Origin of the sequence: Paenibacillus enshidis (genome assembly GCF_042136365.1) — a bacterium.
Taxonomy (GTDB): Bacteria; Bacillota; Bacilli; order Paenibacillales; family Paenibacillaceae; genus Paenibacillus; species Paenibacillus enshidis.
Genome location: NZ_JBHHMI010000002.1, coordinates 70,185 through 94,712 on the forward strand (window position 1 = coordinate 70,185; position 24,528 = coordinate 94,712).

The 24,528-nt window shown below is 48.2% G+C and carries 22 protein-coding genes and 1 pseudogene; 3 read left to right on the forward strand and 20 right to left on the reverse strand.

The features are described from left to right. Positions 1–18: 18 nt before the first annotated feature. Both aguA and ACE41H_RS02890 read right to left on the reverse strand, forming a co-directional pair. Positions 19–1,122 carry an agmatine deiminase gene (gene aguA, locus ACE41H_RS02885; protein WP_375353260.1) on the reverse strand — a complete coding sequence of 368 codons (1,104 nt, stop codon included), beginning with the start codon at positions 1,120–1,122 and terminating at the stop codon, positions 19–21. 15 nt (positions 1,123–1,137) lie between these two features. Beyond that, on the reverse strand, positions 1,138–2,514 hold the full coding sequence (locus ACE41H_RS02890; RefSeq protein WP_375353262.1) for a putrescine aminotransferase: 1,377 nt from the start codon (positions 2,512–2,514) through the stop codon (positions 1,138–1,140). Positions 2,515–2,782: 268 nt separating this feature from the next. On the opposite strand from ACE41H_RS02890, the gene ACE41H_RS02895 reads away from it, so the two are divergent. After that, on the forward strand, positions 2,783–4,144 hold the full coding sequence (locus ACE41H_RS02895) for an APC family permease (RefSeq protein ID WP_375353263.1): 1,362 nt from the start codon (positions 2,783–2,785) through the stop codon (positions 4,142–4,144). Between the two features lie 2 nt (positions 4,145–4,146). On the opposite strand, the gene ACE41H_RS02900 is transcribed toward ACE41H_RS02895, so the two are convergent. The 5 genes from ACE41H_RS02900 to ACE41H_RS02920 all read right to left on the reverse strand — a co-directional run bounded on the left by ACE41H_RS02900 (position 4,147) and on the right by ACE41H_RS02920 (position 9,475). Next, the gene (locus tag ACE41H_RS02900) at positions 4,147–4,674 is read right to left on the reverse strand and encodes a PadR family transcriptional regulator (RefSeq protein ID WP_375353265.1); all 528 of its coding nucleotides are present in this window, start codon (positions 4,672–4,674) and stop codon (positions 4,147–4,149) included. 141 nt (positions 4,675–4,815) lie between these two features. Next, on the reverse strand, positions 4,816–6,321 hold the full coding sequence (locus tag ACE41H_RS02905) for an efflux RND transporter periplasmic adaptor subunit (protein WP_375353267.1): 1,506 nt from the start codon (positions 6,319–6,321) through the stop codon (positions 4,816–4,818). Positions 6,322–6,349: 28 nt separating this feature from the next. After that, positions 6,350–7,885, reverse strand: a complete 1,536-nt coding sequence (locus ACE41H_RS02910) for a DHA2 family efflux MFS transporter permease subunit (protein ID WP_375353269.1) — start codon at positions 7,883–7,885, stop codon at positions 6,350–6,352. Between the two features lie 12 nt (positions 7,886–7,897). After that, positions 7,898–8,551 (reverse strand): HlyD family secretion protein, encoded by a 654-nt coding sequence (locus tag ACE41H_RS02915; RefSeq protein ID WP_375353271.1) that lies wholly within the window; start codon positions 8,549–8,551, stop codon positions 7,898–7,900. A gap of 324 nt (positions 8,552–8,875) precedes the next feature. After that, a complete protein-coding gene (locus ACE41H_RS02920) occupies positions 8,876–9,475 on the reverse strand; it encodes a TetR/AcrR family transcriptional regulator (protein ID WP_375353273.1) in 600 nt (199 codons plus the stop codon). A 282-nt stretch (positions 9,476–9,757) separates the two neighbouring features. Here ACE41H_RS02920 and ACE41H_RS02925 point away from each other — a divergent pair, with 282 nt between their 5' ends. Continuing rightward, complete coding sequence (locus ACE41H_RS02925) at positions 9,758–11,200, forward strand: DHA2 family efflux MFS transporter permease subunit (protein ID WP_375353592.1); 1,443 nt, start codon at positions 9,758–9,760, stop codon at positions 11,198–11,200. A 109-nt stretch (positions 11,201–11,309) separates the two neighbouring features. Here the strand turns inward: ACE41H_RS02925 and ACE41H_RS02930 are convergent, their stop codons facing one another. The 3 genes from ACE41H_RS02930 to ACE41H_RS02940 form a co-directional block, all read right to left on the reverse strand. Then, the gene (locus ACE41H_RS02930) at positions 11,310–11,888 is read right to left on the reverse strand and encodes a TetR/AcrR family transcriptional regulator (RefSeq protein WP_375353275.1); all 579 of its coding nucleotides are present in this window, start codon (positions 11,886–11,888) and stop codon (positions 11,310–11,312) included. Between the two features lie 229 nt (positions 11,889–12,117). Further along, complete coding sequence (locus tag ACE41H_RS02935; RefSeq protein ID WP_375353277.1) at positions 12,118–12,879, reverse strand: SDR family oxidoreductase; 762 nt, start codon at positions 12,877–12,879, stop codon at positions 12,118–12,120. Positions 12,880–13,121: 242 nt separating this feature from the next. After that, the gene (locus ACE41H_RS02940) at positions 13,122–13,538 is read right to left on the reverse strand and encodes a cupredoxin domain-containing protein (protein WP_375353279.1); all 417 of its coding nucleotides are present in this window, start codon (positions 13,536–13,538) and stop codon (positions 13,122–13,124) included. A 208-nt stretch (positions 13,539–13,746) separates the two neighbouring features. Here ACE41H_RS02940 and ACE41H_RS02945 point away from each other — a divergent pair, with 208 nt between their 5' ends. Beyond that, complete coding sequence (locus ACE41H_RS02945; protein WP_375353281.1) at positions 13,747–14,640, forward strand: DUF6492 family protein; 894 nt, start codon at positions 13,747–13,749, stop codon at positions 14,638–14,640. Positions 14,641–14,676: 36 nt separating this feature from the next. Here ACE41H_RS02945 and ACE41H_RS02950 read toward each other — a convergent pair whose 3' ends face one another. From ACE41H_RS02950 to ACE41H_RS02995, 10 genes and pseudogenes are all read right to left on the reverse strand, one after another. After that, a complete protein-coding gene (locus tag ACE41H_RS02950; protein ID WP_375353283.1) occupies positions 14,677–15,480 on the reverse strand; it encodes an ABC transporter ATP-binding protein in 804 nt (267 codons plus the stop codon). Next, entirely contained in the window at positions 15,467–16,477 is a 1,011-nt protein-coding gene (locus ACE41H_RS02955; RefSeq protein ID WP_375353285.1) for an ABC transporter ATP-binding protein, read from the reverse strand. Before ACE41H_RS02955 ends, ACE41H_RS02950 begins: the two co-directional genes overlap by 14 nt. 5 nt (positions 16,478–16,482) lie before the next feature. Continuing rightward, positions 16,483–17,319 (reverse strand): ABC transporter permease, encoded by an 837-nt coding sequence (locus tag ACE41H_RS02960; protein WP_375353286.1) that lies wholly within the window; start codon positions 17,317–17,319, stop codon positions 16,483–16,485. Between the two features lies 1 nt (position 17,320). Continuing rightward, positions 17,321–18,331, reverse strand: coding sequence for an ABC transporter permease (locus tag ACE41H_RS02965; RefSeq protein ID WP_375353287.1), 1,011 nt, complete (start codon positions 18,329–18,331; stop codon positions 17,321–17,323). A 106-nt stretch (positions 18,332–18,437) separates the two neighbouring features. Beyond that, positions 18,438–20,219, reverse strand: a complete 1,782-nt coding sequence (locus ACE41H_RS02970; RefSeq protein ID WP_375353593.1) for an ABC transporter substrate-binding protein — start codon at positions 20,217–20,219, stop codon at positions 18,438–18,440. A 314-nt stretch (positions 20,220–20,533) separates the two neighbouring features. Beyond that, entirely contained in the window at positions 20,534–20,641 is a 108-nt protein-coding gene (locus ACE41H_RS02975) for a YjcZ family sporulation protein (protein WP_375353288.1), read from the reverse strand. Between the two features lie 141 nt (positions 20,642–20,782). Then, the gene (locus ACE41H_RS02980; RefSeq protein ID WP_375353290.1) at positions 20,783–21,901 is read right to left on the reverse strand and encodes a glycosyltransferase family 8 protein; all 1,119 of its coding nucleotides are present in this window, start codon (positions 21,899–21,901) and stop codon (positions 20,783–20,785) included. Positions 21,902–22,019: 118 nt separating this feature from the next. Continuing rightward, complete coding sequence (locus ACE41H_RS02985) at positions 22,020–23,060, reverse strand: sugar phosphate nucleotidyltransferase (protein ID WP_375353291.1); 1,041 nt, start codon at positions 23,058–23,060, stop codon at positions 22,020–22,022. A gap of 131 nt (positions 23,061–23,191) precedes the next feature. Then, complete coding sequence (locus tag ACE41H_RS02990; RefSeq protein ID WP_375353292.1) at positions 23,192–24,127, reverse strand: aminoglycoside phosphotransferase family protein; 936 nt, start codon at positions 24,125–24,127, stop codon at positions 23,192–23,194. 164 nt (positions 24,128–24,291) lie between these two features. Then, positions 24,292–24,417: pseudogene (locus ACE41H_RS02995) on the reverse strand (12-oxophytodienoate reductase); the annotation flags it as partial. Positions 24,418–24,528: the final 111 nt, after the last annotated feature.

Below are 24,528 nucleotides of genomic sequence, written 5' to 3' on the forward strand. Positions count from 1 at the left end.
ACTGCAAATAAGGTTATGTCAACGATCGCCGGTGGGCTGCTGCTGGGTGATACAGTGAATGTTGCCGCCGCCAAGCGCAATTTCGTGCGTGTTCACCTGGACCACCTTTCTGTCCGGGAACAACGCGCTAATTTGTTTAAGGGCATCCTGATCGCGCGGGTCGCCAAAGGCCGGGATGATCACGCCTCCATTACAAATATAAAAATTGACATAAGTAGCAGCAAAGCACGTTCCCGTCGCCCGGCTGTAGCTGCGCCGTGCTCTGTCGATCCGCCGCGCTTCCTCTTCCGTAATGGTCAGCGGCGACGGAATCGGAATCCGGTGGATTTCCAGCTTCCTGCCACGCGCATCGACGGCATAACTCAGCGTTTGGTATGCCGCCTGCAAAACATCATACTGTGGATCATTCGGGTCATCCGTCCAGCTCATCGCCACGACGCCGGGCCGGACAAAGGCGGCCACCTCATCGATATGGCCGTCCGTTTCGTCAAAGCGCATGCCTTCCTTGATCCAGATCATCGTATCGACGTTCAGGTATTCCTTCAGCAGCTCCTCGATGTCATTTTTGGATAAGCCCGGATTCCGGTTAGGGTTTAGCAGGCACTGCTCCGTCGTCAGCAGCGTGCCTTCCCCATCCACATGAATGGAGCCTCCTTCGAGAATGAAATGCTGGGCGTCGTAACGGTCCTTGTACTCCATCTCCAGCACCTTCTGCTTCACCAGCAGGTCTTTATCCCATGGAAAATACAATCCGCCCTGCAGTCCTCCCCACGCATTAAAGCCCCAGTCGATCCCCCGGACCTCACCTTGGTCATTCTTGACAAAGGTTGGGCCGATATCCCGCATCCAGGCATCGTTGGAGGACAGCTCGACAACCCGGATCGGGGACGGGAAAACGGCACGGACATGCTCATACTGTGCCGAGCCCACTCCAATCGTCACCGGTTCAAACCGGGAGATGGCAAGCGCCACCTCCACGAAGGCATCCTGGGCCGGCTTGGCACCCATTCTCCACGTATCCGTACGCGTGGGCCACAGCATCCATGTGCCGCGATGCGGTTCATATTCAGCAGGCATGCGGAACCCGTCCCGTCTCGGTGTGCTGTTGATCGTTCTTGGCATACCAACACCTCTTGCTTAAGCTTTTGTTTTCTCCAGCACTTTGCGGAAGGTTGCGATGACCCGGTCCATTTCTTCCTTGCTGATTGTAAGCGGCGGTTCGATCCGGATCGTCTTGGAATTAATGAGCGTGCCCGCAACGAGAATGCCCTCGTCAAACATAGCCTTGGAGATTTCGTAACCTACCTCGTCACGATGAAATTCAATCCCGATCATCAGACCGATGCCTCGTATTTCCATGACCTTGTCTTCATGTCCTTCAGCCACCTGACGGAGACCCGCCAGGAAGTAGCGGCCCGACTCTTCTGCCCGAGCGGGCAGCTCTTCTTCAAGCAGTACATCAATGGTCGCAATTGCTGCGGCGCAGGCCAGCGGATTGCCGCCAAAGGTCGTTGTGTGCATGAACGGATTGGGAAACAGGCTTTGGAACACTTCTTCGGTAGCAACAACCGCGCCCGCCGGGATGACACCGCCGCCGAAAGCTTTGGCAAGACAAAGAATATCCGGCACAACCCCGTACAGCTCACAGGCGAACATTTTACCCGTGCGTCCCATGCCGGTCTGCACCTCGTCAAATACAAGCAGCGCACCGTATTGATCGCACAGCTCGCGCACCTGGCGCAAATAATCCGGCGGCGGCAGGATGATTCCGCCCTCGCCCTGTATCGGCTCAAGCAGTACGGCGGCCACATCCTCCCCGACCAGCGCGCAGGTCTCGAACGTTTTGCGCATCATGTCGATATCGCCGAACGGGATATGGCGGAAGCCTGGAATCAGCGGCAGAAACGGCTTGCGGAACATGCCTTTGGCCGTGCCTGACAGCGAGCCCAGGCTTTTGCCGTGGAATGCCCTCGTTGTGGAGATGATCGTTGTCCGCTCGCTGTACATTTTGACAAGCTTCAAGGCAGCCTCCACACTTTCCGTGCCGCTGTTTGTAAAGAAAGAATATTTTAGATCGCCGGGGGTTATGCGTTCCAAAATTTTGGCCAGCATCGCGCGCAAAGGGTCCAGCAAGTCCTGGCTGTGCAAGGCCTGCCGCCGGAGCTGATCCTCGACCGCCTTGGTGACCTTCGGATGCCGGTGCCCGACATTGTAGATGCCAAAGCCCCCCAGACAATCAATGTACTCCTTGCCATTGACGTCCTTAAAGCACGAGCCCTCATCAGACCATTCCACCGCAGCGAACTGCCCCCCCTGCGTTACCGTCTTCCGGTACTCCAGGAATCCCGGGTTAACGTTCTCACGAAAGCCCTCGACCGTTTCTTTTGTAATCCAGGCCGCTTCTTCCTTCGTGATCTCCTTTTTCGAAACCAGATCAAGCACCTGTTTGATATAGGCTTTGGTCTCTTCCTCATAACCTGGCTGACCGCTCATTTTTGATGGATCGATTGCCATGGATGACACCTCCTTGTTATACACTATAAACAAAATTTACTTATGAGGAAAATAAATGAACATCAATCATTTCAGCAGATATGTAATTTTATATAACACAAAAGCAAAAAAATCATCTTGAAAAAGAAAAAAACTGCAGTATATACTATGACTCATAAACTCAAAACGGGTAAGGGAGTGATTTTAGCGCCAACAACGAAATGTTTCCTGACATGAAATTGCGGAGAACCTTGATTTAATGCTGTTCACAAATGGAAGGAGGAATGGTATGAAAGAGGAAAATCCAAATACACTGAAACGTTCGCTGAACTCATGGCAGCTCATTCTTCTCGGACTCGGATTTATGACTCCCATGGTGGTGTTTGACACGTTTGGGATCGCCTCGGAGGAGACGGCTGGGCATGTGCCGGCTTCTTATGTGGCAGCCCTTGTCGCACTGCTCTTCACGGCTGGCAGCTACTGCTTTATGATCAAAGCTTTTCCCAATGCCGGCTCGGCATATACTTACACGCAAAAATCGTTCAACCCGCACTTGGGATTTATGGTCGGCTGGCTCGCCCTTATGGATTATATGTTTTTGCCCATGGTGAATGCCCTGATCGCGCAAATTTACCTCACATCCCTGTTTCCGCAAGCCCCTGCCTGGATCTTCGTCGTATTGTTCGTCGCCATCGTTACGACCATCAATTTGCTGACAGTTAAAGGAACCGCCCGCCTGAACGGTTATTTCGTGCTGCTGCAGCTGTTCGTGGTGCTCATCTTTATCGGCGTAGCCCTATGGGGATTGACTCAGGGCAAAGGCTCCGGACGGATCTGGTTTCCGGAAGCATTCTTCTCCAGCGATATCAGCACGTCCACCCTGATTTCCGGCGCGACACTGCTATGCTTTTCCTATCTTGGCTTTGATGCGGTTGCCGGCTTTTCGGAAGAAACCGCCAATCCGACAAAGACGATTCCCCGCGCTCTTTTCCTTACTGCCTTGATCGGCGGCCTGATGTTTACCGTTACCTCCTACTTTGCGCAAGCTTTATTCCCGAATGCATCCGACTTCAATGACCCGGAAGCGTCAACTCCGGAAATTGCCCTTTATCTGGGAGGCGCTATTTTTCAGGCCATTTTTCTGACTGCCGGTTTTGCAGGCACGATCGCCTCGGCTATTTCTTCCCAGGCCAGCGTATCGCGGCTGATGTATGCGATGGGCCGTGACGGCATGCTCCCGACCCGCTGGTTCCGCTATCTTCATCCGCGTTCGCGCACCCCGATTTTTAATACACTGTTTGTCGGTTTGATCTCTTTAACTGCCGTTTTTTTCAGCCTCGACACCGCCGCATCATTCATCAATTTTGGGGCTCTGACCGCTTTTACCTTTGTCAATCTGGCCGTCATCGCTCATTATGCGGTTCGCGGCAAAATGCTGCGCAATGCGAGAGAAGTCCTGTGTTATCTCCTGATTCCGCTGATCGGAGCCGCTTCCATGATCGTTCTGTGGATCAATCTTGATGTTCATTCCCTCATATTGGGGCTTTGCTGGGCCGGCCTCGGGTTTATCTGTCTGCTGTATTCCACCAAAGGCTTTAGAACGACACCCGGCAATCTGACAATGCCTGTCCAGCTTGATGAAACGGTATAAGACTACTGATTTTGTAAAAGAATCAGGAGCTTTTTAAACATCCGAATTTCCAGCTGTAAGCTGTCCGTGATCACTTCACTCATCAGCAATTTAAAGTTTGGATCAACCGACTCAAACTCCGCTGCCAGCACTCTTTCTTCCAATTCCTGCAATTTCTTTTCAAAGCGCTCTATGATTTCTTCCACATAAAAAACCAGTTTTTTAGTATCAACATATTCAATAAATGGTAGCGCTGCAAACAAGGATCTGATGGACTTGGCGTTTTTAAAGCTTTTATAAATCTCTTCTTTAAAAACTTCCCGGCCCTTTGCCGTGATACTGTAGGTTATTTTGTCAGGGCGGTTCTCCGCGTGGATGATTTGAGATTTTTGAATAAGCTCCTTTTTCAGCAACGCCTCAAAATTGTAATACAAATTGCCATCCGTAACATTGACCGTATTGTTTGTGCCCTGTACAATCCTTTTCTTGACATCATAGGGATGATAGTCGCCTTTGTGCAGCATGCCCAGGATGAATATTTGAAGAGACAAGGTTGTCTACCCCCTTTACCGGATATTCATTATTTTACACTATAAAGACATGAGATGCCGAATCATACGCTCAAAATGAAACAGAGGGCGCCAGCTTGTGCCCATATCATGGCGGCTGGTCCCCCTTTTTACACTTTATACTTAAGGCTGTGAAACGGTGATCGCTGCATTGTCAGCAAGAAGTGCCTGGTTGTTTACGATCACCTGATCACCATTTTCAAGGCCGTTGGCAACCAATGCTTGTGTGCCCGCTTCTTCCCCTACGGTAATCTCCTTACGTACAGCATGGCCATCAACAGCCACGTACACGTAGGACTGGTCGCCGTCTTTTTCAATCGCCTTTGTTGGAATAATGATTCCTTCCTTAGCATTTGCATCCACAAAGCTTACATCTGCCAGCATCCCGGATTTCAGCTTGCCGTTCGTATTGGCGACGGTTATTTTCACTGGAAAACCGTTGCCATTCGCATCATCGGAACCTATACTTTTGACCTTGCCAGTAGTCAATATGCCTGAAGCAGCTATGCGAACCTGTACAGCATCGCCAGCCTTGATATCATTAATGCGCTCGGCAGGCACGTAGATCTCCAGGTTGACACTGTCCAAATTGTGGATCACAAGCGCCGGGGATGCAGTGGAGGCTAGTTCACCAGCTTCAATATTTTTGCTTTTAACAATCCCTGTTATAGGCGAAGTGATGACCGCATTATCCAATGAATTTTGGGCGATTTCAGCATTAAGGTGTGCTTGCTCCAGCTTTTGCCGGCTCGCTTCCACCCCTGCTGTGCTCTCTGCTACTTCCAATTGCTGCTGGGCATTTTGGTAACCGCTATTGGCGTTTTCATAGCTGTTTTTAGCATTTTCGTAAGCAGCTTTGGTCGTGGACAACGCTTTTTGGGCAGTGGTTAATGATTTTTTTGCAGCGGCCAGCTGATTTTCCGCATTGGCTTTCGCATTCAGCGCATTATCGTAGGCTGTCTGTGCGCTAACTTGAGCAGCTTGTGCTTCTTCCAATTGCACTTGTGTCGCCAGTGAGCTGGCGTAAAGTGATTGCGTGCGGCTCAAGTTCTTTTTCGCAGTCTGCAGTGCCTCCTGTGTCTGCTTTACCGTATTGCCGGCAGTAGAGACAGCTGTCCGTGCCTGCTTCAATCCGGTTTGCGCCTGATCGATAACCGCCTCAGCCTGATTGATTCCCTGCTCTGCCTGTGTAATTGCGCTTTTGGAGGAGATGACACCGTTGCGTGAGCTGACGATGCCAGAGTTCGCAGACACTACGCCGGATTTACGCGAATCTTCCGCAGATGCAATGGCTGCCTGTGCAGCCGCCACATCAGACTTGGCAATTTTTAATTTATTGCTCAGGTCATCATCCTCAAGCTTGAACAGCACCTGCCCCTTTTTCACCTCGCTCCCGACATCGACTGTTATGGCAGCCACCTTGCCGGCAATTTTAGGAGTAATATTCACCGTTTCAGATGAGGTGGTCTTCCCTGTATAGATCTCCTCTCCTCCAATGACTCCTTTTTGCGCCTGGCTGACCTTTACGTTGATGTTTATATCCTGAGCAGCCTGGCTGCCTTGCGAGCAACCGGATAAAATGCCGGTTCCCAGCAGCAATACAGCAGCAGTTGCTTTCCACTCTTTCATCTATGCTCCGTCCCCTTTCTTTCCGTGCTTATGCTTGAATTTCCGCTGCTTCGTCCTGTGCTGCTTTTCGTCTTCGTCCGGTAATAAACAGGAAAATCATCGGTATCGAACAAAATAGCGGTATGGATGATAACAGGAAGGTGTCCGCAATCCCCCGGGAATAAGCATCCAGAGAAATTAAACCTGATACTGTTGAAGTCCACGAGCTGCCAAGTGTCGATTGCAAGACTTGTGCGCCATCCGGTGTGATCGATTCGGCAATATGCTGGGTATGCAGAGCCGTACGGCTCTGCATGAGGAATGTAAGAATCGCAATGGCCATCGAACCGGCAATCGTTCTGACCAGGTTGGAAGCGCCTGAAGCATTTCCGACCTTATGGTTTTCTACGGCATTCATCCCGATCGTAGACAAAGGCATTAAGCATAATCCGATCCCCATTCCGCGCAGTACGGTTACAATCTCAAACCAGGTACGTGAGGTCTGAGGTGTCAATAAATGCAGATGATAGGTCATTACACTGGTTAATGTCAGCCCCACGAGGCCGATCGGTACGATTCCTACCTTATCCAGCAGCTTGCCGGCGATTGGCATCATAAGGGCCATGGCCACAGCCTGTGGTAGCAAAATGATCCCTGTATCAATAGGGGATACAGACTGAATATTTTGCAAAAATAACGGCGCCAGAAAAGTCCCCCCATACATGCCCATCATGACAAAGCTGGAAGCAATGACACTCACGGTAAATTTATAATTTTTAAACAACGAAATATCGATAACGGCATTTTCCTTGCCGCTCTCGACAACGATGAGAAATACCAGCGACCAGAAAGCGATAAAGAATAAAGAAACAATTTTAAAGGATCCCCAGCCGTCTGCCCCCCCGCTGGAGAGCGCGTACAGCAATGTGCCCGCACAGGTGGCGGCTAGCAGAAACCCAATCATATCAAACTTTATCGGTTCGCCCTTTGGCGGTTCCTTGATCAATAACACAACCATCAGAATGGCGAACAATGCCACTGGGACACAAGCGATAAACAGAAATCTCCAGTTAAACCATTCAATCAAATAACCGCTTAACGTCGGACCAATGGCAGGCGCGGCCATGGAGGAAATTCCCCAGATCCCGATCGCCAAGCCCACCTGCTCGCGTGGAATGATTTTATACACAATGGTCATACTGAGCGGAATAATAACGCCCCCGCCAAGCCCGGCAATAATACGGGCCACAATCAAGGCCATATCATTCCAGGCAAAAATGCACAAAGCTGTGCCTAAAGTGAAAATGGAAAGAGCGCCGATCAAAAACTTTTTATAGCCAAATCGCTGCTCCATGAAGCCTGTAATCGGAACGATAATGCCGGAAGCAAGGGTATAACCGGTAATGACCCACTGAATTCGTGTTGTAGTAGATCCTAAATCTGTGGTCAATTGCGGAATCGCCACGTTAATCAAGCTGTTATTCAAAACGGCAACAAAGGCACCCAGAACAATGGCAAAGAAAGCCAGCCAGCGTTCTCTCGATGAATCGTCAGAAGGAGCAGCGGTAATTGTATTCGAATCCATGCCAATCCCCCTCTATGGAGTATGAATTCTGACTTCAACGTTGGTTCCCGGAATCAATTGCATGGCCTCCGGTACGTTCAGGGCAATTTTCACCGGAATCCGCTGTGTAACCTTGTTGAAGTTGCCGCTCGTGTTCGTTGCAGGAATTGCAGAAAATACGGAGTTGGAGGCTTGCCCGACATTGCTCACCTTCCCCTGAATAACCTGACTTTCCGCTGCGTCCAGCGTGATATCGACGGCTGCCCCCGGCTTGATGCGTCCGATGTCGGTTTCTTCGATATTGGTTGAAACATACAGATTGTGCATATCCACCATGACCGCTACCACGGAGCTTGGCGCTGCAATCTCCTGCTCCCGGGAGTAGATCTTAATCACCGAACCGTCAATGGGGGCACGCAGCACAGCTTTGCTGACGGAAGCGGAGTCCAGGCCGGATACATCCTGGGCGGCAATCATCTCATCCTTCTTGAGCACATCGCCTTCTTCGACATAAATCTGATCCAGCTTGGCCGTGATTTGCGGCATCACTTTATATTGATCCGCTGCAATACGCGCATCATCGCTTGTTACATAATGTGCGCCCTGGTACCAGTAATAGTAGCCCAGCGCCCCGCCGCTTATGATAAGCAAGACAATAAGCACTGAATAAATTTTCTTCTTACTCACGAACTCCACCTCAGTAGGCTGAATTTTTTTGGCGAACAATCTTTAAAAATTCCCTCTTACAATGGTTGAAATCACCTTTTATTGGCAGATTTCTGAAGGAACACACTCCTTTTTTTTAGATTCCAGAAAGTATAAACTTCTTGGTATAAGCTTCCTGGAATCGCAAGAAAAACTACTGCTAAACGCGGTCTGGCTTCTGTGAATGTGCGTCGATAGAGGTTTTTCTTATGTATTTTTAATCTAAACATATTACTTTGTACAGAGTAACAACCGATGAGAATTTTATCCAACTTCAGGCAGATTGTCAATATAAACATAAAAGGATCAGGGCAATCGATGATGCCCTAACAGCACTAAAATTTGTTTGGCAAGAAAATGCGGAGTATACGGCATATCATTTTTCAGCCAGCCAATAATCGTCCCGATTAACGCGGAGGAATAGTGCCAAATAGCAATATCTTTTGGAACACCTGACTTTGAGATCATGGAGTCGTTTCCTGAATTATGGATCGAAAGGGAAATCATTTCTGTTAACAGCAGTAACAAACGTTCTGTGAAAATCGGAATTCTTCTTGAGCCAAGTATGATTTTGTAAAATTTAGAATTCCCAGAAATGTGCTCGAGCAAAGACAGCAATCTTAAAAACTTAATCTCTTCAACGGAATTGTTGTCCATAGGTAACTCATGATTCATGACATGCTGAATGTCCTTAACCATGTCATCTGCCATCTTCTCCAACATATCCGGGATATCACGATAATGCAGATAAAAGGTTACACGGTTAATCGTGGCCCGCTCCGCAATCCGATTGACAGATATTTTTTCAACATCAACTTCCTGCAGCAGATCAATAAGGGCATCCTTTAGCAGCTGGCGTGTTCTTATGATCCTGGGATCCATGCGAGGTTTTTCATGTTCATTCATAGGTTGGTTTCATCTCCTGTATTTGGTGATTTACAATTTTTCGATTATTGTCGTTTATATAAAATTTAAAATACATAAGAAAGATGTACTGTTAACTAATTTACATATTGGCGGGAAACGTCGCTTGAATACTGCAAATTTTAAATTTATTATTTAATTTATACAGTGTAAATTATCCTACACATTGTAAAATAAGTACAGAGAGATTTGAGAGGATGGAGTCCATTGAGTAAAGCCATACAAACCAACCGCACCATAAAAAAAGGCCCCATCTTGTTTACCATGATTTTAGGCGCCTTTCTTGCAACCCTGAATCAAACGATCATGAGTGTTGCCACACCGGAACTGATGACCGATCTTCATATTTCGGCAGCAACCGCTCAGTGGCTGACAACGGGATACATGCTCGTGAACGGTGTGCTGATCCCGATTACAGCTTACTTAATGCAGCGCTTTACGACCAGACAGCTTTTTCAAGCTTCGATGTTATTCTTTTTAATCGGCACGGTCATATCCGCCTTTGCAGGCAGCTTCCCCGTTCTCTTAACCGGGAGAATGGTTCAGGCTGCCGGGGCCGGCATTATTATGCCGCTGCTCACGAATGTCATCCTGACGCTATTCCCTCCGGAGAAAAGGGGATCAGCCATGGGAATGATGGGATTTGCCATTATTTTCGCTCCGGCAATTGGACCTACTCTGGCCGGTTATGTGCTGGAAAATTATGCGTGGGAAATGATGTTTTACGGCATGATCCCGCTTGTTCTTATCGTTATCCTGTGCGGATTTATCTTTCTGCGAAATGTATCGGAGCCAAAAGTGATCAAGTTTGACATGCTCAGCGTGCTGCTTTCCACAATCGGAATGAGCGCTTTGCTGTATGGCTTCAGTCTGGCAGGCAGCAAAGGATGGACGAGCCCGGAGGTATTAGGCTCCATCATCGCAGGCCTCGCTGCGCTTGCTTTGTTCACCTGGCGGCAGTTAGTGTCCCGCAATCCTTTGCTGGATCTTCGGGCCTTCAAATACAATATGTTCACCTTAACGACGATCATTAATATCGCGGTTACGATGGTTATGTATGCGGATATGATGCTGCTTCCGCTCTATCTGCAAAACGCCCTTGGTTATACCGCTCTGGAATCCGGCTTGCTGATGCTGCCCGGAGCGCTGGTGATGGGCTTCCTGATGCCGATTACGGGCAAGTTATTCGATCGTTTTGGCGCGAAGTGGCTGTCCATTATCGGTCTGGTTATTACAATTGCCACCACGCTTGGTTTTATCAATTTGACGGAATCGACCAGCTACACCTATCTGCTTCTGATGTCAACAGGCCGCCGGATCGGGATGGCATTGCTGATGACACCACTGCAAACCGCCGGTTTGAACCAATTGCCAAATAGACTCAATGCACATGGTACAGCAATTTCAAATACAGTTCGGCAAGTAGCCGGAGCGGTGGGTACTTCCCTGCTTGTCACCGTGATGACTAGCCGTACAAACACGCATATGCAGAATATGATCGCTTCAGGCACGGCACAAGATACGACGAAAGAGCACTTGATGTTGCAAGCCAATATTCAGGGGATCAATGATGCCTACCTCGTCATTGTTGGGATCGGAATCGTCGCATTGCTGCTTTCCTTTTTCATTAAGCGTGTCAAACAAGCCGCTGATGTTGAGGAAGAACCTAAAGCAGCGTTAAAAAGAGCAATCCGTACAGAAGCATAATGTCATAGGCAAGCAGGCAGTTGACAGCAAAGTTAAACAAACAAGGGGCTGTCCCAAAAGTCATTGAAGATGACTTAGGGATAACCCCTTTTCGCCTGCAATATCCTATTCAATCGGAAGCTGATTCTTTGCCCAATGATCTTAAAATACTGGCAAGCTGCTCGTTCATATATTCCGGGCTACGGGCAAAGCCGTCCTTGCTCCACTGAATAAGCAACCCCATGATTGCATTCGTCTGATAAGCTGCATGCAATGAGGCATCCAGTTTATCCAACTCAAACGGTGGAGTACTGCCTTGAATCAAGCTTTTAATTTTTTCAAAAAGTGAATAGTAGTAAGACAGTGAAGAATTGTTGTCAAACACAATTTCATAAAATTCCTGATACTTTTTGACATGATGAAAGATGCGAATGGTTGATGGGTCGAGATGGCTGGAGGTTATGCGGGATGTATGCCGGTATGGTTCGTAGTAGGATTGCTCCAGATCACTGAGCAAGTCATGAAGATGCTCGTCAAACAAGGCCCGGATGTCCTTGTAATGCAAGTAAAAGGTCCCTCTGTTTACATCCGCCTCGCGGCAAAGCGAAGACACGGAGATCGATTCCAGAGTTCTTGTTTTTAATAAAGCCAGCAGCGCCTGATGCAACGCTTTTTTGGTTTTAATAACTCTTACATCATTTTCATTCATATCTTCTATTTCCCTTCTTAGATAAACACTTGCCAAGTTTAATAATCGACATTTTAAGCCACACCTGTTCAATAACTTCGATATTAAAAAGTATTATATACCGGTATCTGTGAAGTGTATACTTTTTACTTTTGCCACTTCGCTTTCAGGAGCAGAATATTAAAAAGGCTACCGGCAGATGATTGCTGGTAGCCTTTGGATCTATTATGTGCACCGGTTAAGCAGCAGATTAGAAGCCTGCCGTCCAGCCTGCGTCAGCGGCGATTACAGCGCCGTTGACAAAGCTCGATTCGTCTGAGGCCAGGAACAGAGCCACTTGTGCGATTTCCTCCGCTTGTCCTATACGAGGAATGACGCCTTGGGTGACTTTCGTCCGGGAAGCGCCAAATTCATTCCAGTTGCTCATCGTTGAAGCAATGTTCGTAGCCGTCGCCCCTGGTGCAATGGCATTGCAGCGAATGCCTTTTTGTGCGTACATGAAAGCCGTATTTTTCGTAATGCCGACCACAGCATGCTTGGAAGCGGTATAAGCAACCCCCGCATGCGCACCGCTGAATCCGCCTGTCGATGCCGTATTCACGATAACGCCGGTTCCTTTCTCCAGGAAGATCGGAATCGCTTTGCGAATGGCGCGCATCACGCCTTTTGTATTGACATCAAAAATAAAATCCCATTTCTCATCATCCACATCGCCTGCAGGCGCCATATTATCCATAACTCCGGCATTGTTGACCAAAATATCGAGGGTACCGAATTCCTGGACGGCCGTATCAATCATGGTATGAATATCGTTCAAATCGGCAACATTGGTTTTAACTGCGATGGCCGTACCACCGCTTGCTTTAATTCCAGCCGCAACAGCTTCCGCACCTTCAATGTTCAGGTCTGAAACGACGACACTTGCTCCTTCTCGCGCAAATAACTCCGCAATCGCTTTACCCATGCCGGATGCTGCTCCGGTAACCACCGCTGCTTTGCCTTCCAATCTCATGGCTGATTCCTCCCGATACTTATTGAACAACTGTTCATTATAAGTATACCCCTTCTTCCAATACCATGTCAATTTCCGCACGATATAACACAAAAAGACCGATGAACAGAGCATTTCACCCTAGTTCTCGGTCTTTTACTTAAATCGCCATCGTTGTAAAATTGGCGATTTCCGCTTTTTTGTTTATGTTGGCATATGCACGATGCTTCGTTCTTGGAGCGTCTCAGAACAGAAAAAACTCCTCATTTCACTGTGAGCGTACCATAGGTCATATACATTCCGCAGTTGAAATTATAGGTTCCTGGCTTCAAGTTGGTATCGACTGTATAATAATTATCCTTATTCTCCAAATAAACGATCATATCAAGATCCTGCGAAACAATACTTCTAATATGCGTTAGGTTCGTCAATTTTTTGAAATCGATTTTGGTCGGCACGCCTTGCTTTACTTCGATATGAGCAGGGGTGAAGCTGTCATTCTCCACTTTTACCGTTACAACTTCATAATTGGCCAAATCTTCTTCCTGTGTGACTTGCTGCTTGTCCAGTGAAGCAGACACAGCGCTGATGTTAAAATAAATAAGCAGGCTTGCTGCGACGCTCAAGACAGCCAGTCCAAGAACCAGAAGCGGCCACCACTTCGCAATGTATTTGGTCATCATACAACATCCTATCCGGTTTAATTTTTCTAAAACTTTCTTCATTCACCATACATGAAATCGGCAAGCAACAAAATAGCTCTTTGGAGCTACAAAAAAAGCGCTGCAGCAGGAACAAAAGTGATATATTGGCACCTGCCCTGACCAAACCTCCTATGTACACATATCATGAACAAGACGTCATACTTTTGTACAGGGAGTTGAGGATATGCCGGCAATCCGCGGAATGTGGTTAAAAAGCACGCCCATGATTGACGTTCTTATACCTGCGATCGAAAAAGATTTGGGCACCCTACCCTACGTTATCGATAACGTTCGCCGTTTTGTGCAGCATCCGATCGGGCGCATTTATATTGTGTCACCAGCCAGCAGCAAAATCAAGCAGCTTTGTTCTAGTAAAAACTGCGTTTTTATTGATGAAAAAACCGTGCTTCCGATCACTAAAAAAGACATAAACTACCAATCGCCCCGTTGGAACCGGTCTGGCTGGCTGTATCAGCAGCTTCTCAAGATGAACGCGGATCAGTATGTCAAAGCATCGCACTTTCTGGTGTTGGATGCAGACACCGTCCTGATCAGGCCCCATTCTTTTTTTAAGGCTGGGAAAACGGTATTTTACTGCCGCGACTGGAGCCAGCCGGAATATTTCAACACATACCGCAAACTGCTGGGCATGAAACCCCCACGGCCCCGCTCCTTTGTCACCCATTACATGATGTTAGAGAAATCTAAACTCACTGCCCTGAAAAAGAAAATTGAGGCTATCCATCATATCCCTTGGTACAAGGCCATTATCCGCAGCATTGATAAGAAGAAGCAGTTCGGTTTTTCGGAATATGAAACCTATGCCAACTATTTGTATACATTGAATTCCGACAGTATGCTGCTTAGAAACGCCAAAAATAAAAGCCTGAATATGAACGCCGCTGATTTAAAAGAAGAGGAAATGCTTAAGCTGGCAAGGGAGTATCGTTCCCTGTCCTTTCACAAGCGAAAAATCTACAGCAAACCGCCCTCAGCCGAGGAGGAAGCTGCAATGAATACCAATGCTGCGCGCCATCGCCGGCGAATGCGCTCCAAAGCTCAAAAAAAGCGGACTTAACATCCGCTTTTTTGCATGGTATTGCTCTTCATTTCATTATGAGCTCAAGTTCCACTCAGAATGAATTTTGGGTACGTCGGATATAAGCTGCTGTGTATACCTGTGCTGCGGGTTTAAAATGATATCCTCCGCATTGCCTCTTTCCACAATCCTTCCTTTTTCCATAATATAAATCGTATCGCTGACATAATAAGCAAGCCCGACATCATGGGTAATGAAAATAATCGTCATGTTGTTCTCGTCCCGCAGCTTGAGCAGCATATCCAAAATAGTAGATCTGGAGCAAGCATCCACCATGGAGGTCGGCTCATCCGCAATCAACAGCTTGGGATGAAGCATGAAAATGCGGGCGATCATCAAACGCTGCATCTGTCCGCCGGACAGCTCAAACGGATATTTGTTATACAGCTCCTCGAACTTCAAATTGACGAAAGAGCAGGCTTCCTTCATTTTATGAAACTGCTCTTCCTTGGACAGCTTCAGCCCTCTTAGTTTGATGCAGTCCTGCAGCAGCCTCTCGACTCTGTAGAACAGATTGAAGGATGAAAAAGGGTCCTGAAATATCGCCTGGATATCCTTCCAGTAACTCTTCCGGTCAGCATGCCGCTTAAGATGCCTCGGTATGCCCCGGTATTTGATGATGCCTTCTGTTTCCTTCAGCAGGCCCATAATCATTTTGGCCAGGGTCGTTTTGCCGCTGCCGCTTTCGCCGACAATGGAAATAATCTCCCCCTCATGAAAGGTGAAATCCACATCGTCCACAGCCGTCGTTTTTTGCTTGCCATATCCAAAGACCTTCGTAATATGCGATCCGCTGATCAATACGTCATTCCGGCTCATTGGCGTACCACTCCTTTAACGTACCTGGCTCGAAAATGCAGCGGTAGATACGATCACCTTCCAGCCTGCTCTCAACCTTGCCTTGTCTGCATTCATCATGCACATACGCACAGCGGTCGGCAAATCTGCAGCCTGCAGGCACGTTTTTCAAATTGGGAGGTGTGCCCGGAATTGCTGCCAGCTTATGCTCTTTCATGCCTTCCTCGGGAACGATGATGGACCCCATCAGCTTCTTCGTATATGGATGGAGCGGATCGAAGATCATCTGCTCCGCCGTCCCGCGCTCGACGATTTCCCCCGCATACATCACCATGATATCATCCGTCACATGATAGAGCAGCGGCAGCTCGTGGGTGATGAATACCAGTGATTGAATAAAGCCTTTATCCAGCAGTTCCTTCATTAACTTGATGACCGCCTTCTGGCTCGTCACATCCAGCGCGGAAGTCGGCTCATCCGCTATGAGCACCTTCGGATTTAAAATGGTGGATATCGCAATCACCGTGCGCTGCTTCATGCCTCCGGACAGCTCATTCGGATACGAGTTCAGCACCTTCGTTGACAGGTTCAAGGTCTCGAAGCGTTCGGCGGCCAGCTCCCATACCTGCTGTTTGCTCAGCTCAGGGCGGTGCTCCTTCATAATATCTTCAATGAAGCGGATGATGCGCAGCGTCGGATTAAGGGCATTCATTGCCGCTTGCGGAATATAGGCAATCTCTCTGCCCGACACCTGCTTGCGCAGCTGCTCTTTATTCAGCTTCATGATGTCCGTACCGTTGATGACGATGGAGCCGCTGCCAAAATGCAGGGGCGGAAAGTAAAAGCCCATCAGGCTTAGCGCCAGCGTCGATTTGCCGCAGCCGGATTCCCCGGCAATGCCGAGCGTTTTGCCTGCCTCCAGCGTAAAGCTCACGCCATCCACCGCGTATACATGCTCTTTCAGCCGGGTCCGGTAATAGGTTTTCAGATCCTTGACTTCCAGGATGGTCGTTGTCATGCGGGTCAGCTCCTTATTTTCGGATTGAAGATTTCATCCATGCCGGTATTCATCAAATACAGGGAGAATGTAATGAAAGCAATGGAAATCGCAGCCGGAATGAATGCCCACCATGCTCCCGCCACCGGCGCTTCAAACACCAGCGCCCAGTTCATGATGATACCGAGCGAAATGGTATTGTAGGGTCCGAGTCCCAGCATCGAGATGGATGCCTCCGAAAGGATGCCTGAAGCCGTTTGCAGCACAAAGGCCATCACTACATATGAAGCTATATATGGAAGAATTTCAAAGACAATAATGCGCGGTGTGCTGTGCCCGGATATTTTGGCGATATGGACATGATCCCGGTTCCGCAGCGACGTGGTCTGGGCGCGCACGGCCCTTGCGGTCCACGGCCAGCTTGTGATGCCAATGATGATGGCTGTGACGAGCGAACTGCGTGAATCAATACTTACAGAGATCAGAATTAAAATGATAAATGAAGGAATAACGATGAAAATGTTGGTCAATGCGGTCAGCAGATTGTCGACCATGCCGCCGATATACCCAGAAGCAAGTCCGACGACCAGCCCGATGGCCGTAGCGAATACACCGGCAATTAATCCGACCTGGATAGATGTCCGGATACCATAGATTAACTCCAGAAACAGATCTCTGCCGAAATTGTCCGATCCCAGCAGCAGCTCGGAATCCGGCGGCTGGAAGGCCAGCGCAATCATCTCCAGCGGATCGTTCCGGTTGATGAGCGGATAGATGGTCACTACACCGATCATCAGCAGGAACATGATGGCCCCGACCATGAACTTCGGTGATTTCACGAGTATGCGAAAGGATTGGTTCATGTCAGTGATCCTCCATCTGCGCAGACTTGATTCGCGGGTCGATGAAACCATAGATAATGTCGATGGTGAAATTGGCCAACAGCACGGATACTGCAATCAGCAGTGTACAGCCGGAGATCAGCGGATAATCGAGCTGACGGATGGCCGTAAACAGCCAGGTGCCGATGCCGGGATAGCTGAATACGATTTCACAAATGAGCGAGCCTCCCACCATCGTGCCGATCGACAGAGCCAGGCCTGTAATTTGCGGCAGCATGGCATTGCGAAAGACGTATCTGGCGATTTTGGAATCCCGGATCCCGAGCAGCTTGCTGTATAGGACATAATCGGAGTTCAGCTCGTAAATGGACATCTCTCGCATGCCGATGGCTTGCCCGCCGATCGTCACCAGCACGATGGACAGGAAAGGCAGCGTGTGATGCCGAATCACCGAGCCGATAAAATCCAGGCTGAGCTGCGGTACCATCTGATAATCATAACCGCCATGCAGCGGAAACCAGCCCAGCGTAAGCGCGAACACATAGAGCATAATTATCGCCAAAGTAAAAAACGGAATCGAATTCACGAACAGCGCCACAGGGAAAATCACCTTGTCAAAAACGCCCTTCTTGTAAGCGGCAACGGCCCCCAGAATGTTGCCCAGCAGCCAGCCGGTCAAAATGGCAGGCAGCTGCAGCCCGATGGTCCATGGTACGGCAGAAGCAAGAATGTCCGTTACCTGCTTCGGATACAATCCGAATGAGGTGCCGAGATTGCCGGTAAACAGATTTTTGATATAGATAAAAAACTGGATGTAGAGCGGCTGATCAACGCCGAATTCAACCATGAACGTCTCGTACACCCGCTTGATCGTATCGCTGTCGGTCATTCCCTGTGTCATCTCCGATACAATCATGCTGACCGGGTTGCCCTCAATCATTCTTGGCAGAAAAAAGTTCAGGCTGACGGCAATGATCAGTGTTAGAAGATACCACAGCGCTTTGCGGAAAATATATTTGCCATAAGCGTTCATTCGGTTCACCTCCGTGATGACGTAGAAGACCAGTTAGCGGTGTTCCGGTCCATGAGGCCTTTCAGACTGGCGGCTGCCCGCCACTTCTGAAAGGCCTCTCATCCGGTTAGTTGTGAATTTCGTACAATGCTCGCACTCCTGCTCCATCCATGGCAATCTGTGGCGGAATATGGCTGCCTTCCCCTTCCGCCGGGAAGCCTTTCCACACCGATTCATTGACCGTATGGAACACCCAAGGACGGTACATCAGCGGAATGGACGGAATATCCTTCAGCCAAATGGTTGTCAGCTCCGTATAAAGCGCTTTCAATTCTGCTTCATCTGAAACGGTCGGAATTTTCTCAATAATCTCATCTGCCCGCTCGTTTTTGTATCTGCCCCAATTCCAGAACGCCATCTCACCCATTGGAGCCACGCCTTTCGAGTACATGATCGTCATTGCCCGGTTCCAGGGCTGACTTGGGCTGACACTGCCAGCAGGCGTATTCATAATAATGTCAAACTTGCCTGTCTGCAGATCATTCGTCCACACGGGGGATTCAGGGAACTTGGTCCGGATTTCAATACCCACCGCCTTGGCGTTCTGAGCAACGATCTCCAGCGCAGCATTCCAGTCAGACCAACCGTAAGGGCACTCAATCTCATAAGGCCCGAGTCTGGTACCGTTCAGCACGCGAATGCCGTCATTTCCCTTCTTCGCTCCGATCTGATCCAGCAGCGCGTTCGCCCCTTCGACATCCGTCTGCCATTGCAGCGATTTAATGGCCGCCTGATCCACATACTTGGCTTCCGCCTCTGTATTCAGCGTCAAGGAAGGCTGCATGGGCTTCGAATATCCGCTCATGGCCAGCTCCGCAATCTTCTGATAATCGATGCTCATCGCAATCGCTCTTCTTACATCCGGATTGTCCAGCCCTTTCTTCGTCGTATTGAAGAAGATCGACGGCATGGAGCCTGGCACATAATATGGCGCCTCCTTCAAATACGTTTTGACTGGAGCCCCGCCTTTCCACATGTTTTGCACCTGGGGAATAAACTGCTGGGATACGTCTACCTGGCCGCTTTTGAAAGCAAGATCGCCAGCTGCATTATCCTTGTAAATGACATGGGTAATGTACTTCGGAGCCGGCAGCTTGCCAAACAAGGACTGGCCCCAGTAGTTGTCATCGCGGCTAACTGTGATTTTCTGGTCATTGTAAAAGTATATTTTATAAGGCCCGGTGCCGACCGGATCGGCATTAACCTCCTGCCGTATAGCCGACAGGTTGTTGCCCGTTTTCTTTTCAATTTCTTCCCAGATATGCTTCGGCAGCATCGGAATCAGCTCAATACTGTCCAGTACCGTGAGCTTGTTCGGGTTCTCCGGGTTTAATTGGATGTCCACCGCATTCGGCCCGTCGGCAGTGACCGAGGAAAGATATGTCCAGAAAGAGCTCCAGTTGATGTCGTATTTCTTACCCAGCTCATACGTATATACGACATCGTCCGCAGTGAAAGGCTTCCCGTCATTCCACTTGGCATCCTTGTTCAGCTCGATATGCAGGGTGGTGTCGTCCTTCCACTCATACTTCGTCCCAAGCAGCGGCTCCAGCTCACCGGTCAGCTGATTAATCATGAACAGCGTTTCGTAAATAAGCTCTCTGGAGTTGCCGTAGTTTACCGGAAAAGCAGGATTTCCGCTCAGCAGATTGAAATTGGTGGGCGGACCCCACTGGATTCCATTCACATATAACGTCTCATTGCGCAGAGTTTCCTGAACATCGCCCGCACCTCCCCCGGTTCCAGGCTGTGTGGCTTCCGGCTTGTTCCCGGTATCGGATGCGGCCGGCGGCTGTACGTTCTCGCAACCTGTAATGACAATAGTTAAAGCTGTCAACACTGTGAACATCAGTCTGAAATTCAGTTTACGCGTCACTAGATCCCCTCCATTTGTGGCAATTCATGTTGGTAAAGCCTGCCTGATAAAAAAAGCACCTCAAATGCAAACGCTTTCTTTATCGCATTTTATGTGAACTGAGCTGTGTTGACCACTGAAATAGATGGGGTAATCGGAAAAAATTTTAAACAACTGATGCACAGGATTAACGAAACATACACAAAAATGCATCTGCAGTATGCCACAGATCAGCGTGATCGGGGACATGTTGCAGATGCCATAATCTTCATGCTTTTATAATCTCAAAAAGAATAATTTTTCTACTTTTAGATCAAGAAAGATCTGGTGATAATAACCAGCAGAATAAACAAAACCAAGATAGCACCTGTAGAAGTCCACAGCCCTCCACCACAAGCTCCTCCAATTGCACTCATCTTTTTTCCTCCTTTGTTTGATGATATGGTTTAGTGTATGTTTGAGGATATTTTTAGAGAGGGCGTTTCGGCAATAAAAACGCCTTTAGGCGGCTTAGCCAGATCTGTGCTCCCTTGAATCATTAAATAGCTGCAGTGTAATTATGAACTGCGCTTTTTCCTTACAATCTGCACCCTCTTCACTAACGATTTCAGCGCTTTTCTCCTTAATAAAAATTGGCGCTTGATCCGTTTTACTCTTCTTATGGAACGGTATCTGCCGCGGGTTGTTCTTTTCTTCCGCAGCCTTGGTCTTAAGCGCACCCGTAACGATCTGCGGCGTTTCCGTCTAACAGGGGTTGCCGGAATTTGCGGCTGGAACGTAACAGGATGTACGGGAATCGGATGCGCCGGAAGCCGGATGTCCATGGGCTGGACTTCTACAGGCTGTATGATCGGAGCTGCGGGCTCGGACTTCGGGTAAGCCGCGGGCGCTGATGTAAATGCTCCAGCCCAAGGGGTCATCGCAAGGAATGAATTATAGAGTGGTGCTGAGGGTGAATGGTCAGTCCACCACTTGTTGTCTTCCCCGGCGAAATGCATAATTTTGTTGTCCGTATCAAGACCTTCGTGAACGAATGTATTGAAGCGCTGATCCAATTGCATGTAGTTGGAGCTATACATGAAATTCAAAGCATCCTGATCAGGCATGGTCGTAGCAGGGTAATTGCGCAAGAAATAAAGCAGTTCATCATACCACGTCTCTTTACTGCGGATATTGTCCAAATGAAACAGAATAACGCCCGAATTAAAATACACCGCCCCATTTAACCCCATGGAGAGGAAATATTCATCCAGGTTTGACCCCTGATCCAGTACTGCACCCAGATAGTGTTCTCCCAAATCAGTACTCCACAATTCATCAATATCCATATTGACCCAAATGTCGCAGTCTAAATAAAGAACTCTTTCGGCCTGAATAATGTTCGGCAGCAATAAACGATACATGCTGGCCATGGTCCAGTGGTCGATTTTATGAACCTGGGCCGAAGCCTGCAGCATATCCTCAGGAATTGAAACAAAATAAAAATAGATGTTGTGATTAAACCCCTTAGTGAGCTGAGCAAGCTTAAATTTGTTTTCTTCGGTTAAGGTTTCATCATGCAAAATGTGTACATTAACCGTTTGCTGGGTATTGGAAAAAATGGATGCAAGGACAACAGCAGCATGCTGTGCATATTTTCCACTCCGGTCATTGAGCGCCAGAACCAGTTCAACCATTCTCAAGGATCACCTACCTCTTAAAGTATCATGTGGCAAGTCGTCTGTTGCACAAGACTACTTTAAGTGTATGTTCGCCCTTGGGACCGGATTGGACTATTCCCCAGTGGCCTTCCATTTATTTTGAATCCGTCTGCGATTGGGGAGTGATTCTGGTTACAGATGCACGATCGCCGAGAATGTGACGGGCCGGCAGATCCTGAATTTCTTGTTCGGAGAGCTGAACATTGGACCCGAACACACTTCCTTCGGCATGAATATTAAATAAATGCACCTGATCCGTTAAAATGCTATTGTTAAGAATGCACTCTTCGACGACGCTGTTCGGGCCAATATACACATGAGGGCCAATGACGCTATTCTCCACACGGGCGGTCGGATCCACCCGAACCGGGGGAATCCATTTTACAGAGGAACTCATACCGGACGGTATCTCGAAATTTTGAGGATCATGGTCCATCTTGTAACGATTGGCTTCAAGCCAGCGTTCATGAGTTCCGATATCAAAAAAGGGAGCTTCTGTGATGCTATATGCAACATGTCCGCCTTCTGAAATTAACATTTGGATGGCATTCGTAATTTCGTATTCTCCACGCGCAGAAGGTGTAAGCCTCTCAATGGCAGACCATATAGCCGGTGTAAAAGCATACATACCGACAATAGCCAAATTAGACTGGGGATGAGGGGGCTTTTCCTCCAATTTGACGATTTGTCCCTCTTCAATGACGGCAACCCCGAATTGACGGGGGTCCTTGACCTGCTGCAGCAAAATAGAAGCCGCTGCTTCGGTTCCATCCAATGATTGAATCAGCGACTCTACCTCTCCCTCATACAAATTATCGCCAAGCATTAATAAAAAGGGGGAATCCGCCATAAAAGTCCGTGCGCTTTTGACAGCATCCGCGAGCCCTCTTGCCTCGTCCTGCAGCAGATAAACCAAAGTGGCGTTCCAGCGCGCTCCATCTCCAATCGTTTCCTGAATTTCATTTTGCGAGGGATTTACTACGATTCCAATTTCCGTAATTCCGGCTGCAACAAGCTTTTTTATGATGGAGACAAGAATATATTCCCCGTTCACAGGCAGCATACACTTCGGTTTTGTATATGTCGAAGGCTGCAGTCTTGTCCCCTTGCCGGCACACAAGATTAATCCTTTCATAAATAACATCCCCCTATTCTTAGAAACTCTCTATCTAGTTACATATTATGCAAAAGATATGAATAGGGTTGGGTAAATGCTAAACAGCAAAAAGCATATTCATTAATCTCTGATCCTGCATTCCCCCGTTTTCAATTCCTCTCCCTGTACCATTTCGGGATCATCAGCTCAAAGCACTCATGATCCTCCATAGCCCTGTTGATCTTGCTTATCATAAGCTCCAGCTCTGCAGGCTTCACTTTCAAGACCCAGACCACTGACGAGATTAGCGTCATAGCCAGATACAATGAATACAACCGCCAGAAATGCTCGTCAGGTGCCTTGCTTTCATGATAACCATACATTTGCCCAACAGAAAATGGGACGCTAACTTCAGCGTTAAACATCCCAGTCTTCACAAATTCATGGACAGGGTCTCCCCAATCCCGTCGATTGAAATCGATGACGCCTGAGAGCTTGCCACTCTTAACGATAAGATTGCCGATATGGAAATCATCATGCTGGAACAGGCTCGGTCTGTCCTGCATGATGTGCAGATTTTGATCAATAAAGGACAGCAGCCTCTCTTCCTCTCTGATCACGATTCCACATTTGTTATATGCAGTGCGGTAACGTTGATGCTTGAGGATCATTCTTTCATGCCAAGGGGCAAGGCTGTCCGGGCAACGAACCTGATGGATTTTTCGCAGTTCCAGACCGGCCTCAACGCCTATATTAAATTGATCTTCTGGGGCCAGAAGCGGAAGCTCTTCTGATGCGTCGTTCCCTTCAATGAACGAGACGATCATGTAACCGAGTCCCTGATCAGGCAGAACGCCCATTTCAACAGGTCTGGAGCATTTAACATCATGCTGTTCCATCCATTCAAGACTTCTGAATTCCAGCTGCTTGCTATTTTCGTGATCCATACTGAAAGTTCTTAATACATATTGGGGACACCCGCTGCCGTCATAAACCATATATTTATCATCACTGGAGTACCCCTTATGGATTTTTTCAAGCCTTGAGCAGGTGTGAAGAGTTGGAATCCGGCTCCGCAGCTGTTCCGAACGGTTCAGGTCGTTCATGCCATCCCTCCCTCAAATTAAGCGACTAGGATTGTATTACAATATGATCATCCCAAGCATGCAATTTAATGCTTTATTCACATTTTACACCCTCTTCTGAGTGAAGTCAGAGAAAAAAAGAAACTGCCAGCTCACGCTGACAGTTTTACTTCTCTTTTAACTTATTAATACAAAACCTGTGCTGCTTCTGCAGTAAATGGTTTTAGCTCATTCAGCCGGCCATCGCGAATCTTGGCTGCCCATGCGTGGTCCACCAGCAAGGCTCTCCCTACAGCCACCAAGTCGAATTCCGCGGTCCAGTCTCTCAACCAGCTTTAAAGGACGAAAAGAGCCTTGACGTTGGTCAGCATCACATTCATTGACTATACCGACATTTTTCTATGTATAAATTTACGACAAAA